The following is a 17,828-nucleotide window of genomic DNA, read 5'->3' as shown; positions in this document are numbered from 1 at the left end:
TTTCCCAGTCATCATCATGCCAGAGCTTCGGCGATCAGATCGTCCGCCGCCTCGGCCAATAGCGCATCATGGGCCTCGCCCGGCACCGCCTCCCGGCCGATTTCCAGCATCACCGGCACGGCGAGCGGGGAAATATGGTCGAGCGGGCGGTGGGTGATGTGGCCCCTGATTCGCATCAGCATATCGCCAAGACGGCTTATATCCAAAAGCCCCGTCGCCGCGTCCTGTCGCGTTGCCTGCAGCAGGATGTGATCCGGCTCATGGCTGCGCAGCACGTCGTAGATCAGGTCGGCCGAGACGGTGATCTGGCGGCCGCTCTTTTCCTTGCCCGGATGGCGGCGCTCGATCAAGCCCGCAATCACGGCGCAATTGCGGAAGGTGCGCTTCAACAAGAAAGATTCGGCGAGCCAAGCCTCGAGATCGTCGCCGAGCATATCCTCATCGAAGAGGTCGGAGAGGCTCAACCGGCCATTGGCGATCATCAGCCCCATATCCTCGAGACCCCAGACGGCGAGCGAATAATCGGTGGCGACGAAGCCGAGCGGCTTGGCGCCCGCTCGCTCCAGCCGGCGGGTCAGCAGCATGCCGAGCGTCTGGTGGGCAAGACGGCCTTCGAAGGGATAGGCGACCATATAGCCGCGGCTGCCGCGCGGGAAGGTTTCGATCAGGAACTCGTCGCGCTTCGGCAGCATCGACTTGTCGGTCTGCAGCGACAGCCAGTCGCGCACCTGATCCGGCAAGTGGCGCCAGCGATCGGGATCGGCGATCATCGCCCGCACCTGCTCGGCGAGATAGGTCGACAGCGGAAACTTGCCGCCATTATAGGCGGGGATCTTCGGATCGAGCGAAAAGGCCTGCGACGCCAGGCATTCATTTTCGCGTATGCCTTCGAAACGCAGCACCTTGCCCGAAAACACGAAGGTGTCGCCCGGCGACAATTGCTCGAGGAAATATTCCTCGACCTTGCCCAGCGTGGCGCCGCCGCGACCGAGCCGGCCGCCCTCGCCGCGCTTGACCATGCGGATGTTCAGCATCGGGCTTTCGACGATGGTGCCGAGATTGAGACGGTATTGCTGGGCGACCGCCGGATTGGAGACGCGCCAGCGGCCCTCCTTGGTCTTGCGGATGCGAGCGTAACGCTCGTAGGTCCTAAGCGCATAACCGCCGGTCGCGACGAAATCGACGACGCGCTCGAAGGTCTCCCAGCTAAGATCGGCATAGGGCGAGGCGCTGGTGACCTCGTCATAGAGCTCCAGCATGTCGAAGGGTTCGGCGCAGGCCATGCCGAGTACGTGCTGGGCGAGCACGTCGAGAGCGCCGCGGCCGACGGGCGGCGTGTCCTGGGCGCCGATATAATTGGCGTCGAGGGCTGCCTGGCACTCCATGACTTCAAAGCGATTGGCCGGCACGAGGATCGCCTTCGAAGGCTCGTCCATGCGGTGGTTGGCGCGGCCGATGCGCTGGGCAAGGCGTGAGGCGCCCTTCGGCGCTCCGACATGGATGACGAGATCGACATCGCCCCAGTCGATGCCGAGATCGAGCGTTGAGGTGGCGACGACGGCGCGCAAGCGGTTTTCGGCCATCGCCGCCTCGACCTTGCGGCGCTGGGCGACATCGAGCGAGCCGTGGTGGAGGGCGATCGGCAGGTTGTCGTCATTGATCGTCCAGAGTTCCTGAAACAGCATCTCGGCCTGGCTGCGGGTATTGACGAACAGCAGCGTCGTCTGGTGTTCGAGGAGCTGCTTGTAGACATCGGGAATGGCATAGCGGGCGGCATGACCGGCCCAAGGAATGCGCTCTTCGGTCGACAGGATCGAGATATTGGGTTTGGCGCCGCCTTCGACGACGACAAGACCAGCGTGACGTTCCCTCCCCTCCTCCTGGGCGACCAGCCATTTCTGCAAGTCCATCGGCTCGGCGACGGTCGCCGACAGGCCGATGGTCTTCAGGCCGGGGGCAAGGCGGCGGAGGCGCGCAAGGCCGAGCGACAGCATATGGCCGCGCTTGGAGGTGACGAGCGAATGAAGCTCGTCGAGCACGACATATTTCAGGTCCTTGAAGAAGCGCTCCGCCTCGCGGTTCGCCAGCAGCAGGGCAACCTGCTCCGGCGTCGTCAGCAGAATATCCGGCGGATTGAGCTTCTGCCGCTGGCGCTTGGCAATCGGCGTATCGCCGGTGCGGTTTTCGATCGTGACGGGCAGGCCCATCTCTTTGACCGGCTTCATCAGGTTGCGCTCGATATCGATCGCCAGCGCCTTCAGCGGCGAGACATAGAGCGTGTGGATGCCGGTAAAGGCGGAGCCTGGCGGAATGCGGCCGCGGCGGGTGAGATCGGTGAGCGAGGGCAGGAAGCCGGCCAGCGTCTTGCCGGCGCCGGTCGGCGCAATCAGCAGTGTGCTCTGGCCCGCCTCGGCGCGGGCGAGCAGTTCCAGCTGATGGGCGCGCGGCCGCCAGCCCTTTTCCGCAAACCAGCGGGTAAAGGCGGCAGGAAGCAAGGTGTCGGAATCGATCTGGTCCACGCCCTGAAGGTAGTGAAAAGCGGGCGAAAAAGAAGAGCTGGGACGCCGCTTACATCGCGATATAGCGGTCCTTGCGGTGATTGATGGCGAGCGTCAGGTTGAGCACGACGGCGCCGAGCACCGAGCAGGCGATGATGAAGGGGCTGGCGACGAAGAAGGAGAGCGCCAGCACGATGCCGTCAAAGCCGAGCTGGACGAGGCCGGCGCGCCAGCCGAAGCGATCCTGGATATAGAGGGCGAGAATGCCGATGCCGCCGAGGCTGGCGCGGTGGCGGAAGAGCGCCAGCATGCCGGCGGCAATGACGAGGCCGCCGAAGAGCGCTCCGGCAACCGGATGGACATGCGTAACGCCGATGAAGCCGGGCACGAATTCGGACAGGACCGAGGTCAGCCCGATTGCGACGAAGGTCTTGATGGTGAAGGCCGGGCCCAGACGGCGGAAAGCGAGATAATAGAAGGGCAGGTTCACGGCAAAGAAGCACAGGCCGAAACTGATCCCGGTGGCATAGTGGGCGAGGAAGGCAAGGCCCGCGGTGCCGCCGGCGAGCAGGCCGGCGCCGGAAAGAAGTGTGACGCCGAGCACGGCGAGCATGCTGCCGGCGACGATGCCCTGCGCGTCGTCGAACAGCGAATGCCGATCCGCGCTGGAATTCAGAAGGCCTGTGAAGGCGTTGGATGCCATGATGTTCCCCTGTCGGCTTTGCTGTTTTCTATCCGGCGCAGGGATAAAGACAAGTGCCCAGCGAGACGCCGTTGACAGCCCACATAATCATGGATATATCTTATCCACGAATCCAGGAGACGGCGTCGATGAAAATGAGCGATGGAGTCGAGCAGGCCATTCACAGCGTCGCCATGCTCTCCGGCCTCTCCGAAGGCGGTGTCCTTTCGGCGGCTGCGCTGGCGGAATTCCACGGCGTGTCGACAAGCTATCTGCTCAAACATCTGCAGGCACTGTCGGGCGCCGGCATCCTCGATACCGTGCCCGGGCCGAAGGGCGGTTATCGGCTGGCGAAGGCGCCGGAGGAGATTTCGCTGCTCGACATATTGCTTGCTGTGGAGGGACCGGCCCCGGCCTTCCGCTGCGCCGAAATCCGCCAGCGCGGACCGAGCCCGGTCTCCGGCCACTTCTTTTCCAAGCCCTGCAACATTAGCGCGGCGATGCTGCGGGCCGAGCGGGTCTATCGGGCCGAACTCGCCAAGACCAGCATTGCCGATCTCAGCATCGAACTCGCTGCCCTCGACGACGGATCGATCGCAGCCCGAGGCTGCGCCTTCCTTGAAATCCATGAACGCAAGACGGCTCGTTGAGCCATATCAAAGGAGAAAGACATGCAACCGCGTTTCAACTTCGCCAAAGCCGCTCCCGATGCCTACAAGGCGGTCGTCGCACTCGAACAATATGTCCAGTCTTCCGGACTGGAGCGCCGCTTCATCCATTTGATCAAGCTGCGCGCCTCGCAGATCAACGGCTGCGCCTACTGCGTCGATATGCATGTGAAGGAAGCCCGCCATGACGGGCTCAGTGAACAATGGATCAACCTGATGTGCGTCTGGCGGGAATCGCCGGTCTATGACGCGCGCGAAAGGGCCCTGCTCGGATGGGTCGACGCAGTGACCAATATCGCCAAGACAGGCGCGCCGGACGCAGACTACGAGGCGCTGAAGGCGCATTTCTCCGAGAAGGAGATGACCGAGATTACGGTGGCGATCGGCGCGATCAATATCTGGAACCGGCTTGCCGTCGGCTTCCGCTCGCAGCACCCGATCGATCAGGTGACGAAAGCCGCATGATCGATATTGACGGGAAACCGACCCGAAGATCTCGGGTCGGTCGAATATCAGGTTAATCGCGATCGGCAGCGGCGCGCGCGGCAACGGCGTCAGCGCTGTTGTCGGAGAGGTCGATGCTGTTGAATATGTCGCGGACGACCTTGGTAATTTCCTCTGCGGAAGCGCCCTTGGCGTATTCTTCCTGCATGCGGCGTCTTACGAGTTTTTCCAAATCTGACATGGTTCACCTCATCAAATCCGGCGCGACAGGAGTGTCGCTCCGAGGCCGACCTGAGGCAAGTTACGATTTGTTTAGAATGGGTTACCGATTTGTAAGGTTAGTCCGTTATCGGTGAAGGTCCGATTAGGGCACGTCCCCTCTCACCGTTTTACGGGGAGAGGGGACGTGCCCTGCGAAAGGTGTGCGAGGAACGGAGAGGTCGCGGCATATCCCTTCGCCTCGCGTGCGGGGTCCGAAGGACGGGTCGAGACCTGTGGTTCGGCCTCGGTCGATGCCGGCAGACGGATAAGGGGGCAGCCACCCCTACAACGCAATGTAACGATCGGCGCGGTGGTTGATGGCAACGAAGAGGTTGAGGACAATGGCGCCGAGCACCGAATAGAAGACGACGGACGGCGTGGTGACGAAGAAAGCGGCGGCGAGGACGCACATGTCGATAGCGAGCTGGACGAGGCCGGCGCGGATGCCGAAGCGTTCTTGCAGGTAGATGCCGAGAATGCCGACGCCGCCGAGGCTGGCGCGGTGGCGATAAAGCGCCAGCAGGCCGAAGCCGAGCAGCAGGCCGCCGAGAAGGGCAGCCCAGGCCGGGTGGATGCTCGAAATCGAAAAGAAGCGCGACTGCACGTCTGATAGCACCGAGGTCAGGCCGATGGCAATGAAGGTCTTGATCGTGAAGGCCATGCCGAGGCGCCTCCACGAGAGATAGAAGAACGGCAGGTTGAGCAGGAAGAAGGCGAGGCCGAAATTGACGCCGAAGGCATAGTGCAGCAGGAAGGCGACACCGGCGGTGCTGCCGGTGAGAAGGCCGGCACTGGCGAGCACATAAATGCCGAGAGCGGCAATCAGACTGCCGGAGAAGATACCTTGCACATCTTCGATCGGCGTATGGCGGGTCGCGCTGGTATTCCAGACGCCAAGGGCATTGATGCGCTGTGTCATATTCCAGTCTCCACGGCAGACAGGTTCGCGAAAGCCTCCGAGGAACTCCTGAAGGCGGTGACGTTTTTTGCAATGTGAAATGAGCCGGCGGGGCGCGGTCGATATCGCCGCTCTTGGCGATATCAGTGAAATATCAGTCTTCTGCCGTTGCAATCAAGCAAAATAGGTAAGTAATGCTGACCTATTAAAAAATAGCAAGAAAAGTTCGCTTACGCAGCGTTGCGCGTAAGGAACAGAATGCCGGAAACCGGTTTTCCGCCATCTTTGCGAATGACCGTCTTGACGATCTTGAGGATTTCGAAGCCGTGGCGGGAAAGCAGCTGCCTCACATAGGCTTCCGAATGGGCGTAACGCAACGACGGGGCGAGTTGGAAAGCCTCTCCGTCGCCCGCATCCTCGACGGAGAAGGCGAAATCCGCACCGGCGGCGGCGAGTTCACCGACGATCGCAAAGACGCTCTCGAGGTTGCCGAGATACATCAGCACGTCGGCTGCGCTCACGAGGTCGGCCCGCCAGTGCCCGGCATCGTCGAACAGGCCGGAGCGCTCGGGCGCAAGCGACAGATCGGCTCGGGCGAGATGATCATAGGCTCGTTTCTCCGCGGCCTTGGCCAGCATGTTCTGCGAGAGGTCGAAGCCTTCGAGGCGGCGGGCGCGGGCGCGGATCTCCGGGCCGAGCAGGCCGGTGCCGCAGCCGAGATCGACGGCGCATTCGTAACGCCTGCCGGTGGAGGCGATGAGGTCTGCGAGCTTCTGCGGGACGCTGTAATCGAGTTTTTCGACGAGGGCGGTGTCGAATCGATCGGCATAATCGTCGAACAGGCGCTCGACGTAGCGGCTCGGCGGCCGGTCGGGGATCGCAGAGTCGCCGAGAAGGGCAAGCTTGAGGGTGGCGCCGAATATATCCTCGGGATCGAGGGCGATCGTCCGGCGATAGGCCTCGATCGCGGCTTCCCCCCTGCCCGCCTTTTCCAGATAGGTGGCGAGCCGATACCAGCCGGCGGCCCAGGCAGGCACGAGCTCCAGCGCCTGCTCCATCAGCTCGGCCGCTGCCTCCGCCTCGCCGCCTTCTTCGAGCATCCTGGCATAATCGGCGCGGCGGTCGGCGATGACATCGCCTGAGGAAAGCTGGTGGGACTGCATGACGAACCTATCGTTTCGCTGGCATTTGCCGGCGGCCACAAAAAAACTCAAGTCCTATTTCAGAGGCGAAGCGGCCAATTCCGGAAAGGGCTTGCGGGCGGTGCGCCGCGACCTTATTCCAGGGGCAAACAGGAGATGGCGCATGTCCGATCAGGTGAACAGGTTCCTCGGCGATTCACTCGGCCGCACATTGATTAAACTCATCGTGGTGTCGCTGATTGTCGGATTCGTCATGACCGTTTTTGGCCTGACGCCGTGGAACATCATCTATGGGTTCCGCGACTTCATCCTGGAACTCTGGCACCGGGGCTTTGCCGCGCTCGGGCGCGTCGGCGACTATCTCCTCCTCGGGGCGACGATCGTCATCCCGCTCTTCGTCATCCTTCGCCTTTTCAGCTATCGCCGATAACATGATATCAATCGATCTTTCCAGGCGCAGCCTGCTCACTCTTTCCGGACTTGCACTCGCCGCCGGCATCGCCGGCTGCACCACGACCCCGCGAATTGCCGGCACGCCCTCGAACGGCGAGGACGAGACGACGAGTGTGCTGCCGCTCGTCAATCAGTTGAGGGCGAAGAACGGCCTGCCGCCGCTTGAGGTCGATCCGGCGGCGCAGACGGCGGCCCTCTTCCAGGCGAAGCGCATGGCGAGCGCCGGCAAGATGGCGCACCTCATGGGCATGACGGACAGCTTCGGCGCCCGCGTCAAGGCGAGCGGCGTGCGGCTGCCGGCGGCCGAGAACATCGCTTCCGGCCAGCAGAGCGTCGACGCCGTTGTGACTGCCTGGATCAATTCGCCGCATCATCTGGAAAACATGCTCGGGCGTTATGACGGCCTCGGCGTCGCAGTCGCCCATAATACGTCTTCCAGGAACCTGCCCTACTGGGCCATGGTGCTTTCCAGCCGAGGCGATTCTGCCTCGATCTAAGGCAGGTCATGGATACGCGCAGCAACAACAACACTCTCGCTTTCGAGGTGACGCACCGGTTGGTGCTTTCGATCGCTATTCCGATGACGCTCGGCTTCATGACGACGCCGCTGCTCGGGCTGACGAGCACCGCCGTCGTCGGTCATATGGGTAACGCGGAAGCGCTGGCGGGGCTGGCGATCGGCGCGATGCTCTTCGATCTGATCCTCGGCAGTTTCAACTTCCTGCGCGCCTCGACGACGGGACTGACGGCGCAGGCCTATGGCCGGCGCGACGGGCACGAACAGCAGGCTGTCTTCTGGCGAGCGCTGATCTCAGCGCTCGGCTGCGGGCTGGCATTGCTCTGTCTTTCGCCGATGCTCGAGACGGCGGGATTGCGGCTGATGGGCGCGGAAGGGGCGATCGCCGAGGCGACCGGCACCTATTTCGCGATCCGCATGCTGGCGGCACCGGCGGCGCTGGCGAATTACGCCATTCTCGGCTTCGTGCTCGGGCGCGGACAGGGCAGTGTCGGCCTGCTGCTGCAGGCGCTGATCAACGGCATCAATATTCTGCTATCCATCTATCTCGGCCTGTCGCTCGGCTGGGGCGTGGCCGGAGTCGCCTGGGCAACCACGGCCGGTGAAACAGCCGGCGCATTCGCCGGGCTTTTCATCGTGCTCAAAGATTTCGGCAGGGCCGAGCGTCCGGCATGGGCCGAGATCTTTTCCCGGCACCGGCTGGCGGAGCTTTTCGCACTCAACCGCGACATCCTGATCCGCACCTTCGTGCTGATCGGCGCCTTCACGATCATGACGCGGATCGGCACCGGCTTCGGGGCGGTGACACTGGCCGCCAATGCCGTACTGATGAATTTCTTCCTGCTGTCAGGTTATTATCTCGACGGGCTTGCCAATGCCGCCGAGCAGATCACCGGCCGGGCGATCGGCGCGCGGTACAGGCCGGCCTTCGACCGCGGGCTGAAGCTGACAACCATCTGGTCGTTCGGACTGGCCGCATTCGCTTCCGCCTTTTTCTTCCTCGCCGGCCCGTGGCTGATCTCGGTGCTGACCACCTCGCCGGAGGTGCGGCAGGCGGCCGAAACCTATCTGCCCTGGGCTGCGATTACCGGACTAACGGGGGCGCTCGCCTTTCTGATGGACGGCGTCTTCATCGGCGCGACATGGTCGGTCGACATGCGCAACCGGATGCTGATGTCCTTTGCCGGCTACCTCCTTATGCTCGCCGTCTTCGTGCCGCTCTTCGGCAATCACGGTTTGTGGCTTGGCATGAACGCCTTCCTGCTGTTCCGCGGCTTCTTCCTCGCCATGCTGGTCGGGCCGCGGGCCGATCAGACCTTCCGCGCCGCCCAGTAATCCAGCCTGCTGTCCCGCAGCGCGCGGATCGAGCCGGCCTTTTCGCGGTCGAGCAGCGCCGAAAGACCGCGGACGATATCGCCGGGCAGGCTGGGGCCTTCATAGACCATGCATGAATAGAGCTGGACGAGATCGGCACCCGCCCTGATTTTCTCCAGCGCTGTTTCGGCCGAGGAGACGCCGCCGACGCCGATGATCGGCAGATCAGGGCCGACGCGCTTGCGCATCCGGGCAAGCACCGCCGTCGACTTTTCGAACAGCGGCACGCCGGAAAGACCGCCGGCCTCCTTCGCCTGGCGCTGGTCCTTGAGACCGTCGCGAGACAGCGTGGTGTTGGAGACGATCAGTCCATCCAGCGGATGCGCGAGCGCTTCCGCCGCAATATCGTCCATGCCTTCCTCGGTCAGGTCAGGGGCGATCTTCAGAAAGACCGGGATCTTCCGGCCGGATTTCTGCGCCATCTCGTCGCGCGCCGAAAGCACGGTCGACAGCAGCGCCGCGAGGCTTTCGCGTGCCTGCAGGTCGCGCAGGCCGGGCGTATTCGGCGAGGAGATATTGGCGGTGAAATAACGCGCGACGGAATAGAAGCGGCGGATGCCGGCGACATAATCGGCGATGCGATCTTCGCTATCCTTATTGGCGCCGATATTGACGCCGATCATGCCGCCGCCCGCCAGCCTTGAGAGACGTCCGAAAGCGGCGTCATGGCCCTCATTGTTGAAACCGAGGCGGTTGATGACGGCTTCATCCTCGACCAGGCGGAAGATGCGCGGGCGCGGATTGCCAGCCTGCGGCTTCGGCGTCACGGTGCCGATCTCGGTAAAGCCGAAGCCGAGCTTCAAGAGCGCTTCCGGCACCTCGGCATTCTTGTCGTAGCCGGCCGCCATGCCGAGCGGGTTTTCGAAAGTGAGGCCGGCGATGGTCTGGCGCAGGCGCGGATCGGGAGTGATCCGGCAGGCGGGCACGAGGCCAGACTTCAGCGCGGCGATCGACATGCCGTGCGCCGTTTCTGGGTCGAACAGGAAAAGGCCCTTGCGGGCGATGCGCTTGAAGGGATCGATCATGGCTGCAGCTCCGGGAAGATATGAACGCTGTTCTCATCGAGCGGCAGCGGCGCCTCCCAGAGCACGGCCGCAAGCGGCAGATCGGCGTAGAGATGCGGGAAGAGATCGCCGCCGCGGGAGGGTTCGAAGAGGAGCTTGTCACCGAAACCGCGGCCATCGACGGCGACCAGCACCAGGCCGGACTGGCCGGCAAAATGCAGGGCCGCGGTCTGCTTCACCTGGTCGGCCGTGGAGAAATGGATGAAGCCGTCCTTGAGATCGATGCCGGCGCCATGAAAAACACCGCTTTGTCTGGCTTGCTGCCAGAGCGTTTCCGTCACGATCTTGTAAAGGGTCGGTGTCACGGTCATCATGGCCTCGCGATTGCTGATCCTTGGGTCATGAGCGCTTTGCCGGAAAGAGGCGGCGATGTCCACGCCTCGGCACGCAAAAAGCGGGGCCAGCCCAGGCAAAATCCGGAGGATGAGACGATGAAGATTTTGGTTCTCGCACTTGGCGCTGTTCTCCTGCCGCTTGGCGCCGCAGCGGCCGAGACCGACGCGGGCCGATTCCAACTGGAGAAGAGCGGCGACCATTTCGTCCGGCTCGACCGCCAGACCGGCGCCATGTCGATCTGCCAGGACAAGGACGGCGCCCTCGTCTGCCGTATGGCGGCCGATGAGCGGGCGGCCTATGAGGACGAGCTTGACCGGCTTTCAGAGCGGGTGACCAAGCTGGAACAGGGCGGCCTCATCCAGCGTGCGCTGCCGAGCGACGCCGAGATCGACCGCTCGATCAGCATCATGGAGCGGATGATGAAGAGCTTCATGGGGATGGTGAAGGAGTTCCAGGCTGACGAAAAAGCCAATCCCCTTCCGCAGAAGACATGATCTGATATAGTCATTTCAGAATGCCTGCACGCAATGCCGAGGGGACGGCGCGCATGCGGCATGATCGGACTCTTGGGAGGGAGTTTTCGATGCAGGAACAGACCATCATCATCGCGGACGATCATCCGCTGTTTCGCGATGCGCTGCGCCAGGCGGTGATCGGCATGGAAGGCCGGCAGACCATCGTCGAGGCCGGTGATTTCGCAGCCGCACGCACCGCCGCCGGCACACATCCAGATGCCGACCTGATGCTGCTCGATCTCGCCATGCCCGGCGTCAGCGGCTTTTCCGGCCTGATGGCGCTGCGCGCCGAATTCGCCAGCCTGCCGATCATCATCGTTTCGGCGAGCGACGACGCCACGACGATCCGCCGGGCCCTGGAGCTCGGCGCTTCCGGCTTCATTTCCAAATCCTCGGGCATCGAAGACATCCGCCGCGGCATCCAGACCGTGCTTGCCGGCGATATCGCCACACCGGAAAGCTATCGCGACGGCCAGGAGCAGGATCCCGACGTCGCCGACCTGATCCGCCGCCTGCACACGCTGACGCCGCAGCAGAGCCGGGTGCTGACCATGCTGGCCGAGGGCCTGTTGAACAAGCAGATCGCCTATGAACTCGGCGTCTCCGAAGCGACGATCAAGGCGCATGTCTCGGCAATCCTGCTGAAACTCGATGTCGACAGCCGCACACAGGCGGTTATCCAGCTCGGCAAGATCAATATGGCGATGGTGGCTTGAGGGCGGCCGAAACCGGTCGATAACAGGATTTTATTCCTCCTTACCTTTACGGTCGGCGTGCGGTCGGCTAGTATTCTGTCGCTGAAGCATCGGCTCGAAAAATCGGAATCGATTTTTCGGCAGGTGAGATGTTCAGACTTAGAGTGTTAGAGCCTCCTTTATACGTCCGAAGCGGACGCACGGTGCTCTAAAGCGCGGCCCGAGACAGGCTGCACGGAATCGGGCGCATATGCTGTCACACAAGCAGATCTGGGAGGCGATCGACAGGCTTGCCGAACGGCACGAGCTGACGCCATCCGGTCTTGCACGCCGCGCCGGGCTCGACCCCACCTCGTTCAACAAGTCAAAACGGCTTTCCGCCGATGGGCGGCTGCGCTGGCCATCGACGGAATCGATCGCCAAGGTGCTCGATGCGACGGGGGCGAGCATGGAGCAGTTTCTCGCCTTCATGCAACCGGCCGCCAGTTCCGCCGGAGAGCGGATCGGCGAGCGTGCCGGCCCCCCGCCGGGCAGCGCCATTCCTCTGCTCGGCTTCGCCCAGGCCGGCGCCGGTGGCTTCTTCGACGATAGCGGCTTTCCGGCCGGTCATGGCTGGGACGTGGTGGAGTTTCCGGCCAACCCGTCGCAGAGATCCGGCGTCTATGCGCTGGAGGTGCAGGGCGAAAGCATGATGCCGCTTTATCGCGACGGCGACGTGCTGATCGTCGAGCCCGGGGCGCAGGTGCGCCGCAACGACCGCGTCGTCGTGCGCACATGCGCGGGCGAAGTAATGGCCAAGGTGCTGCTGCGCCAGAGCCCGCGGTCGATCGAGCTGATGTCGCTTAATCCCGAACATCCCAACCGCACGCTCGATCTTGCCGATGTCGATTGGATCGCCCGCATCATCTGGGCCAGCCAGTAGGAAGATATTCCATGCGCCCTGCCGCCGTCTTTACAGGTATTATGGGGATGGCGGTGGTGGTCGGCCTGCTGAAGGCAGGCGAAGCGAGGCTTCGCGGCGGCACGGGAGGGGAAGAAACCGCAGCCACAGAGGAGACGGCAGCGGCTGCGCCGAATGTTGCCTCCGGGGCCGCCGAACCGGCAGCGACAATATCCGACGAACGTGCCGAAATGATCGCCCGCTCTGTGGAACCGGCGGTCCCGCACCCAGCGGCGGCGACTGAAGGCGCGGCGCCCAGAGCCGCCACCATCCCGCAACAAGCGGCGCCGACATCCAGCCAAACGACAGGGCCGGCCGAGAAAAAGGCCATGGAGCTGCCGCGGCCACTAGTCGAAAACGCGGGCATTCTTTCCTTCGGGGAGCGCAGGCTCCAGCTTGCCGGCATCGCCCCCACGCCGGCCGACAGGATATGCGGGCCGGCAGGCCGGCAATGGCCCTGCGGCATGATGGCGAAGACGGCGCTGCGCCAGCTCTTGCGCAACCGCAGCATCACCTGCGATCTCGACACGGTCGAATGGAAGGGAACGGCGATCGCCGCCTGTCGGCTCGGTACGCAGGATCTCGGCGCGTGGCTTGCCGAAAGCGGCTGGGCGGAAGCAGAGGCGGGTTCGCCGCTTGCATCCGTCGCCGACAAGGCTAAACAGGCGCAGAAAGGCGTTTACGGCGGTGATCCGCGCCGCAATTGACAGGCCGCCCGCCGGGGGAGAGCTGCCGATCTCTTGTAAAGGCCGCGGCCAATTCCTAATCTGCGCTGATCAACAAGGAATCAGAGATGAACAAGCCGCTTTCCGCCCATGATGCGCTGATCTACGTGATGGTGATGGCATCCGCCGTTGACAGCACCATGAACGACAGGGAGATGGAAAGGATCGGTCAGCTGATCGGCTTCCTGCCGGTTTTCAGGGATTTTGATGACGACAAGCTCATTCCGATAGCACGCGACTGCGCCGCGCTGCTGGCTGGGCCCGAAGGCCTCGACGTGGTCCTTGAAACGGTCCGCGATACCTTGCCGGCAAAACTCTATGACACCGCTTATGCGCTTGCCGTCGAGGTGGCCTCCGCCGATCTTTCGGTCAAGGCAGAGGAACTGCGACTGCTCAGCCTGCTGCGGGACCGCCTCGGCCTCGATAAGCTCACCTGCGCGGCGATCGAGCGGAGCGCCATTGCCCGTTTCCGCAAGGGATAATCCTTGAGGCTCAGTAGAGCCCGTAGGGAAAATAGCGCAGATAGATCTCCTGGAGACGGCCGGTGCGCGACAGCGCCGCCAGCGCATGATCAATGGCGGATGTCAGCACGCTGTCCTTCTGTCGCAGCATGATCGTCATGCCCTCGCCGAGGAAATGTTCGGAGAGGTAGGGGCCGTCGAACAGCGCGCAGCATTTGTCGGAGGCCGGGGACGAGACCCAGAAAGAAAGCTGCAGCGCGTCGGCGAAGGCAGCATCGACCTTTCGCTCCTTCAGCGCCGCAAGCAGGGCGTCCTTCGTGTCGAAAGCCTGCGCTTTCAGCGCCGGGAAAAAGGCTGCCAGCATGGCCTCGTGCACCGTGCCTTTGACGACGCCGACCGAATGGTTGGAGAGCGCAGCAGCGGTCTTTCCATCAAGCGGGGCGGCGAGATTGCGCACGAAGCGCGCCGGCAGCATCAGATATGGCCGGGAGAAGAGAAATTGCCGGCGCAGCTCCGGGGTGACCGCAAGGCCGGCGATGACGGCATCGCCCTGCGAGGCGGCGAGGGCATCCTTGAGATCGGTGAAAGGCATTGCCTGGATCTGGCACTTATCCGAAATCTCCAGCTCGCCGCAGATTTCGCGGGCGAGATCGACGTTGAAGCCGGAAAGCTTGCCGTTCTGATCGGTGAAATTAAACGGCGGGAAATCAACCGACGTCAGAAAGCGCAGGCGGACCAGCGACGAGAGATCCGGTCTGGCGAGACGCTCGCGGGCATCGAAGAGCAACGGCAGCGAAGGGGCAGCTTGCTGGGCGGATGCCGCAAAGCTCGAAAACAGCGCTGTCAGAAACAGGCCGAACGCGAAAAACCCCTTTAGAGTCAGGCATGCCAGCTTGGATAGCTTCATCGTGATTCCAGTCTCGGTTTGAGCGCGAAGCACTGCGGGGACGAGATGTAACAGAGTGATGCCCGGCGGGGAATATCTATGGGAACGAGGGAGCGGATGAGGCTCTCTTGAGGGCCCCGCACCTCCCACGCCTGCAGTTGTGAGCGCGGCATCCTCCAACGTCCCTCATGCTGAGGTGCGAAGCCCATAGGGCGTAGCCTCGAAGCACGCTGCAACGTTGCTTCTTGCATCCCCCTGACGCCGGCGCACCTGCCTCGCCCTTCGAGGCCCCTGCGGGGCACTTCAGGATGAGGCTCTCTTGGGCATTGGCAGACTCTCCTGGATGTCGGCGCGAACCTCTTGCCCCCAAATTTACCGGTGTGTCCGCGCCTGAGCGTTAGCGCAGAATTAAAGAATATCGCCTCTATTTTGCTGCGACGATACGGACCCCGCCAAGCCGATTGCATGATGCATACGTCAATCCACATTTCCTAAGAACAGCGCTCTGTTTGCAACAACTGATTTCCAAACACCGGACGCGCGGCGCGCCCGGCCAGATCGGGTGACATTTCCATGTTGAAGCATCTGAAAATCCGCACCAAAATCATATCGCTCGTGGCGCTGCTCGGGCTGATCACGACGGCGGGGCTGGTCTATGTCATCTCCGAATTCCGCCGGGCCGACGCCGCCTATAGCGCCTTTATCGATCATGAGGCGCAGGCCTCGATGCTGAGCGCACGTGCCAGCGCCTCGGTCGTAGCCTCGGTGCTGCAGGTCACCTTGGTTGCCGAGATGCAGCCCGATACGCCGACATACCAGACGGCGCTTGCCACACCGAGCAAGCTGCCGCAGGCCCGCGACCGGATGAAACAGGCCCTCGCCCTGGTTCCGAGCCGCAAGGCAGCGATAGACGAAATCCAGGCCGGCATCGATGAAATCGAAACTCTGGCCAATAAGATCATCGAGCAGAGCAAGGGCAAGGACAGCGCGGGCGCACTCGCAAACGTCGCCGTGATCAATGCCAAGCTCGATGCGCTGACGCCGAAGATGATCGCCAACAATGATGCGATGATGGCGATGCTCAACGATGGCGGCGACGGCCTCTCAGCATCCGTCAACGGCCGGATCACCTTCTGTCTCACTCTGATCGGCACCGCTGTTCTCACCGCAATCGGCTTTGGCGTCACCATGGCGCAGAAAGGCATTGCCGGCCCGATGACGAAGCTCAGCCTGCGCATGACGCGCCTTGCCGAGGGCGACACCGATAGCGATATCAGTGGTCTCGACCGCCGCGACGAAGTCGGCCAGATGGCAAAGGCGGTCTCGATCTTCCGCGACAACGCGATCGAGCGTCGCCAGATCGAGGCGCGCGCCGAGGCAGACCGCAGCGTCAGCGACGGCGAGCGCCGCGAACGCGAGGCGCAGAAAGCCCGCGAGGCAGCCGAGCTCGAACGCGCCGCCGCAGCCCTCGGCGACGGCCTGCGCCGCCTTGCCGCCGGCGATCTCGCTTCGCATATCGACGAGCCTTTCGTCGCCCATCTCGACGCGCTGCGCCAAGATTTCAACCACTCGGTCGAGAAGCTCAACGAGACCATGCAGGCGGTCGGGGCCAATGCGCGGGCCATCGGCGCCGGCGCCAACGAGATTCGTTCCTCCGCCGACGAGCTTTCCCGGCGAACGGAACAGCAGTCGGCCTCCGTCGAAGAAACTGCAGCGGCGCTGGAAGAAATCACCACGACGGTGCGCGATGCCGCCAAGCGCGCCGAGGAGGCGAGCCAGCTCGTCACCCGCACCCGTCTCGGCGCCGAAAAATCCGGCGAGATCGTCCGCAAGGCCATCTCCGCCATGCACGAGATCGAAAAGTCCTCGGGCGAAATTTCCAACATCATCGGCGTGATCGACGACATCGCCTTCCAAACCAACCTCTTGGCCTTGAATGCCGGCGTCGAAGCCGCGCGCGCCGGTGAAGCCGGCAAGGGTTTTGCGGTCGTCGCCCAGGAAGTGCGCGAGCTCGCGCAGCGCTCGGCCAATGCCGCCAAGGAGATCAAGTCGCTGATCACCAATTCCGGCACGCATGTGCAGACCGGCGTCACGCTGGTCGGCGAGACCGGCAAGGCGCTCGATGTGATCGTCACCGAGGTGCAGGAAATCAACCAGCACGTCCACGCGATCGCCGAAGCCTCGCGCGAACAGTCGATCGGGCTGCAGGAGATCAACACCGCCGTCAACACCATGGACCAGGGCACGCAGCAGAATGCGGCGATGGTCGAGCAATCGACGGCCGCCAGCCGCAGCCTCGCCACGGAAGCGGCAGCACTCAACACCCTGCTCGGCCAGTTCCGATTGACCGGCACCGGCGGCTTTGCCGCCGCCGCACCGATCGCCTCGACCCGGCCGCCGGCCGCAGCACCGCGTGTTGCCCCGCGCCCGGCCGCCAGGCCAGCCTCGATCCGCGTCGCCAAGGAAGGCACGGCCCGCCCCGCCGCCTCACCGGCGCGCGCCCTCGGCCTGACCCTCGCCAACGCCTTCGGCGCCGGCAGCGCGCCGAAAAGCCAGGATGGCGACTGGACGGAGTTCTGAGCCACGACTGTTTAGCTCCCACCCAAAATTGCCCCTCACCCTAGCCCTCTCCCCGTGAACGGGGCGAGGGGACGTGCCCAGCGCGAGATTGGTGGGGAACGGAGAGGTCGCGGCACGGTCCCTTCGCCCCGCAAGCGGGGAGAAGGTGCCGGCAGGCGGATGAGGGGCAGGCTACGGGCCGTACCCTTCCTTTTAGGATCTCATCTACTCCGGCCGCCACCCAACCTCGACCAGAATATTTCCAGGAGCCGTGCAATAAAACAGCCAGCCGCCGCGCATGGCGGCCGGTGGGCCGGACAGGTCTGCACCTGAAGCAACGAGCCCGGCGTGGACAGCATCGACATGCGCCCTATCGGCCAGAATGAAGCCGATATGATAGGTCTGACGCTGCAATTCGACCTGGTCTGACGTGCCGAATTTGGCGATCGCGTGGCTGAGGACAATTTCGAGGCCGGCGTCGTCGGTCAGTATCGCCAGGCCATTCTGGCCCCGCATATCCTTGAGCATCAGGCCGAAGTGGCGGATGAAGAAATCCGCCGTCGCGGTAATATCGGGAACGTGAAAATCGAGATGGTTCAGGCGCATGACAGTCTCCGTCTGAAAAAATCCCGGGACTGCCTTTTGCCGTCTCCGCACGCCGCCGGGATCCCGCATCTTGATGCGGATCACGTCGCGGGTTCTCGTGCCAT

At 63.3% G+C, this 17,828-nt stretch carries 20 protein-coding genes; 11 read left to right on the top strand and 9 right to left on the bottom strand.

Annotation, left to right across the window (positions count from 1 at the left end):
- Positions 1 to 14 precede the first annotated feature (14 nt).
- Entirely contained in the window at positions 15 to 2,519 is a 2,505-nt protein-coding gene (locus tag ACQ7C1_RS00185) for a ligase-associated DNA damage response DEXH box helicase (protein ID WP_430956889.1), read from the bottom strand.
- A 49-nt stretch (positions 2,520 to 2,568) separates the two neighbouring features.
- On the bottom strand, positions 2,569 to 3,201 hold the full coding sequence (locus ACQ7C1_RS00180; RefSeq protein WP_097601595.1) for a YitT family protein: 633 nt from the start codon (positions 3,199 to 3,201) through the stop codon (positions 2,569 to 2,571).
- 128 nt (positions 3,202 to 3,329) lie between these two features.
- Between ACQ7C1_RS00180 and ACQ7C1_RS00175 the strand changes: the two genes are divergently transcribed.
- Complete coding sequence (locus tag ACQ7C1_RS00175; RefSeq protein ID WP_430956888.1) at positions 3,330 to 3,830, top strand: RrF2 family transcriptional regulator; 501 nt, start codon at positions 3,330 to 3,332, stop codon at positions 3,828 to 3,830.
- 21 nt (positions 3,831 to 3,851) lie between these two features.
- Positions 3,852 to 4,313 (top strand): carboxymuconolactone decarboxylase family protein, encoded by a 462-nt coding sequence (locus ACQ7C1_RS00170; RefSeq protein ID WP_184459338.1) that lies wholly within the window; start codon positions 3,852 to 3,854, stop codon positions 4,311 to 4,313.
- Positions 4,314 to 4,365: 52 nt separating this feature from the next.
- Here ACQ7C1_RS00170 and ACQ7C1_RS00165 read toward each other — a convergent pair whose 3' ends face one another.
- The 3 genes from ACQ7C1_RS00165 to ACQ7C1_RS00155 all read right to left on the bottom strand — a co-directional run bounded on the left by ACQ7C1_RS00165 (position 4,366) and on the right by ACQ7C1_RS00155 (position 6,614).
- Complete coding sequence (locus tag ACQ7C1_RS00165; protein WP_430957254.1) at positions 4,366 to 4,533, bottom strand: hypothetical protein; 168 nt, start codon at positions 4,531 to 4,533, stop codon at positions 4,366 to 4,368.
- A 303-nt stretch (positions 4,534 to 4,836) separates the two neighbouring features.
- Positions 4,837 to 5,472 carry a YitT family protein gene (locus ACQ7C1_RS00160; protein WP_430956887.1) on the bottom strand — a complete coding sequence of 212 codons (636 nt, stop codon included), beginning with the start codon at positions 5,470 to 5,472 and terminating at the stop codon, positions 4,837 to 4,839.
- A 209-nt stretch (positions 5,473 to 5,681) separates the two neighbouring features.
- Positions 5,682 to 6,614 carry a class I SAM-dependent DNA methyltransferase gene (locus tag ACQ7C1_RS00155; protein WP_183705978.1) on the bottom strand — a complete coding sequence of 311 codons (933 nt, stop codon included), beginning with the start codon at positions 6,612 to 6,614 and terminating at the stop codon, positions 5,682 to 5,684.
- A gap of 142 nt (positions 6,615 to 6,756) precedes the next feature.
- On the opposite strand from ACQ7C1_RS00155, the gene ACQ7C1_RS00150 reads away from it, so the two are divergent.
- From ACQ7C1_RS00150 to ACQ7C1_RS00140, 3 genes are read left to right on the top strand one after another with little or no spacing between them, the layout of a single operon-like run.
- Entirely contained in the window at positions 6,757 to 7,023 is a 267-nt protein-coding gene (locus ACQ7C1_RS00150) for a DUF6460 domain-containing protein (protein ID WP_085779950.1), read from the top strand.
- Between the two features lies 1 nt (position 7,024).
- Positions 7,025 to 7,543 (top strand): CAP domain-containing protein, encoded by a 519-nt coding sequence (locus ACQ7C1_RS00145; protein ID WP_097601590.1) that lies wholly within the window; start codon positions 7,025 to 7,027, stop codon positions 7,541 to 7,543.
- Positions 7,544 to 7,551: 8 nt separating this feature from the next.
- Complete coding sequence (locus ACQ7C1_RS00140; protein WP_430956886.1) at positions 7,552 to 8,898, top strand: MATE family efflux transporter; 1,347 nt, start codon at positions 7,552 to 7,554, stop codon at positions 8,896 to 8,898.
- Here the strand turns inward: ACQ7C1_RS00140 and ACQ7C1_RS00135 are convergent.
- On the bottom strand, positions 8,874 to 9,962 hold the full coding sequence (locus ACQ7C1_RS00135) for a quinone-dependent dihydroorotate dehydrogenase (RefSeq protein ID WP_430956885.1): 1,089 nt from the start codon (positions 9,960 to 9,962) through the stop codon (positions 8,874 to 8,876). The two genes, ACQ7C1_RS00140 and ACQ7C1_RS00135, sit on opposite strands and share 25 nt — an antisense overlap.
- Positions 9,959 to 10,312 (bottom strand): DUF952 domain-containing protein, encoded by a 354-nt coding sequence (locus tag ACQ7C1_RS00130; RefSeq protein WP_430957240.1) that lies wholly within the window; start codon positions 10,310 to 10,312, stop codon positions 9,959 to 9,961. The genes ACQ7C1_RS00135 and ACQ7C1_RS00130 overlap by 4 nt, the downstream gene beginning before the upstream one ends.
- A gap of 120 nt (positions 10,313 to 10,432) precedes the next feature.
- Between ACQ7C1_RS00130 and ACQ7C1_RS00125 the strand changes: the two genes are divergently transcribed.
- From ACQ7C1_RS00125 to ACQ7C1_RS00105, 5 genes are all read left to right on the top strand, one after another.
- A complete protein-coding gene (locus ACQ7C1_RS00125) occupies positions 10,433 to 10,831 on the top strand; it encodes a hypothetical protein (protein WP_097601587.1) in 399 nt (132 codons plus the stop codon).
- An 89-nt stretch (positions 10,832 to 10,920) separates the two neighbouring features.
- The gene (locus ACQ7C1_RS00120; protein WP_085776838.1) at positions 10,921 to 11,568 is read left to right on the top strand and encodes a response regulator; all 648 of its coding nucleotides are present in this window, start codon (positions 10,921 to 10,923) and stop codon (positions 11,566 to 11,568) included.
- Between the two features lie 229 nt (positions 11,569 to 11,797).
- Positions 11,798 to 12,469, top strand: a complete 672-nt coding sequence (locus ACQ7C1_RS00115) for a S24 family peptidase (protein WP_285193349.1) — start codon at positions 11,798 to 11,800, stop codon at positions 12,467 to 12,469.
- 11 nt (positions 12,470 to 12,480) lie between these two features.
- Positions 12,481 to 13,194, top strand: coding sequence for a thermonuclease family protein (locus ACQ7C1_RS00110; protein WP_430956884.1), 714 nt, complete (start codon positions 12,481 to 12,483; stop codon positions 13,192 to 13,194).
- 86 nt (positions 13,195 to 13,280) lie between these two features.
- A complete protein-coding gene (locus ACQ7C1_RS00105) occupies positions 13,281 to 13,694 on the top strand; it encodes a tellurite resistance TerB family protein (RefSeq protein WP_011423905.1) in 414 nt (137 codons plus the stop codon).
- Between the two features lie 10 nt (positions 13,695 to 13,704).
- Here the strand turns inward: ACQ7C1_RS00105 and ACQ7C1_RS00100 are convergent, their stop codons facing one another.
- Positions 13,705 to 14,580 (bottom strand): transporter substrate-binding domain-containing protein, encoded by an 876-nt coding sequence (locus tag ACQ7C1_RS00100; RefSeq protein ID WP_430956883.1) that lies wholly within the window; start codon positions 14,578 to 14,580, stop codon positions 13,705 to 13,707.
- Positions 14,581 to 15,132: 552 nt separating this feature from the next.
- Here ACQ7C1_RS00100 and ACQ7C1_RS00095 point away from each other — a divergent pair.
- Positions 15,133 to 17,139: a methyl-accepting chemotaxis protein gene (locus tag ACQ7C1_RS00095; RefSeq protein ID WP_430956882.1), complete on the top strand. Its 2,007-nt coding sequence runs from the start codon at positions 15,133 to 15,135 to the stop codon at positions 17,137 to 17,139.
- 204 nt (positions 17,140 to 17,343) lie between these two features.
- Here ACQ7C1_RS00095 and ACQ7C1_RS00090 read toward each other — a convergent pair whose 3' ends face one another.
- Positions 17,344 to 17,724: a VOC family protein gene (locus tag ACQ7C1_RS00090; RefSeq protein ID WP_430957239.1), complete on the bottom strand. Its 381-nt coding sequence runs from the start codon at positions 17,722 to 17,724 to the stop codon at positions 17,344 to 17,346.
- Between the last annotated feature and the right edge of the window lie 104 nt (positions 17,725 to 17,828).

The sequence above is a fragment of the Rhizobium sp. Nf11,1 genome, from assembly GCF_050587665.1.
GTDB lineage: Bacteria > Pseudomonadota > Alphaproteobacteria > Rhizobiales > Rhizobiaceae > Rhizobium.
This window is presented reverse-complemented; position numbering and strand designations above follow the sequence as displayed.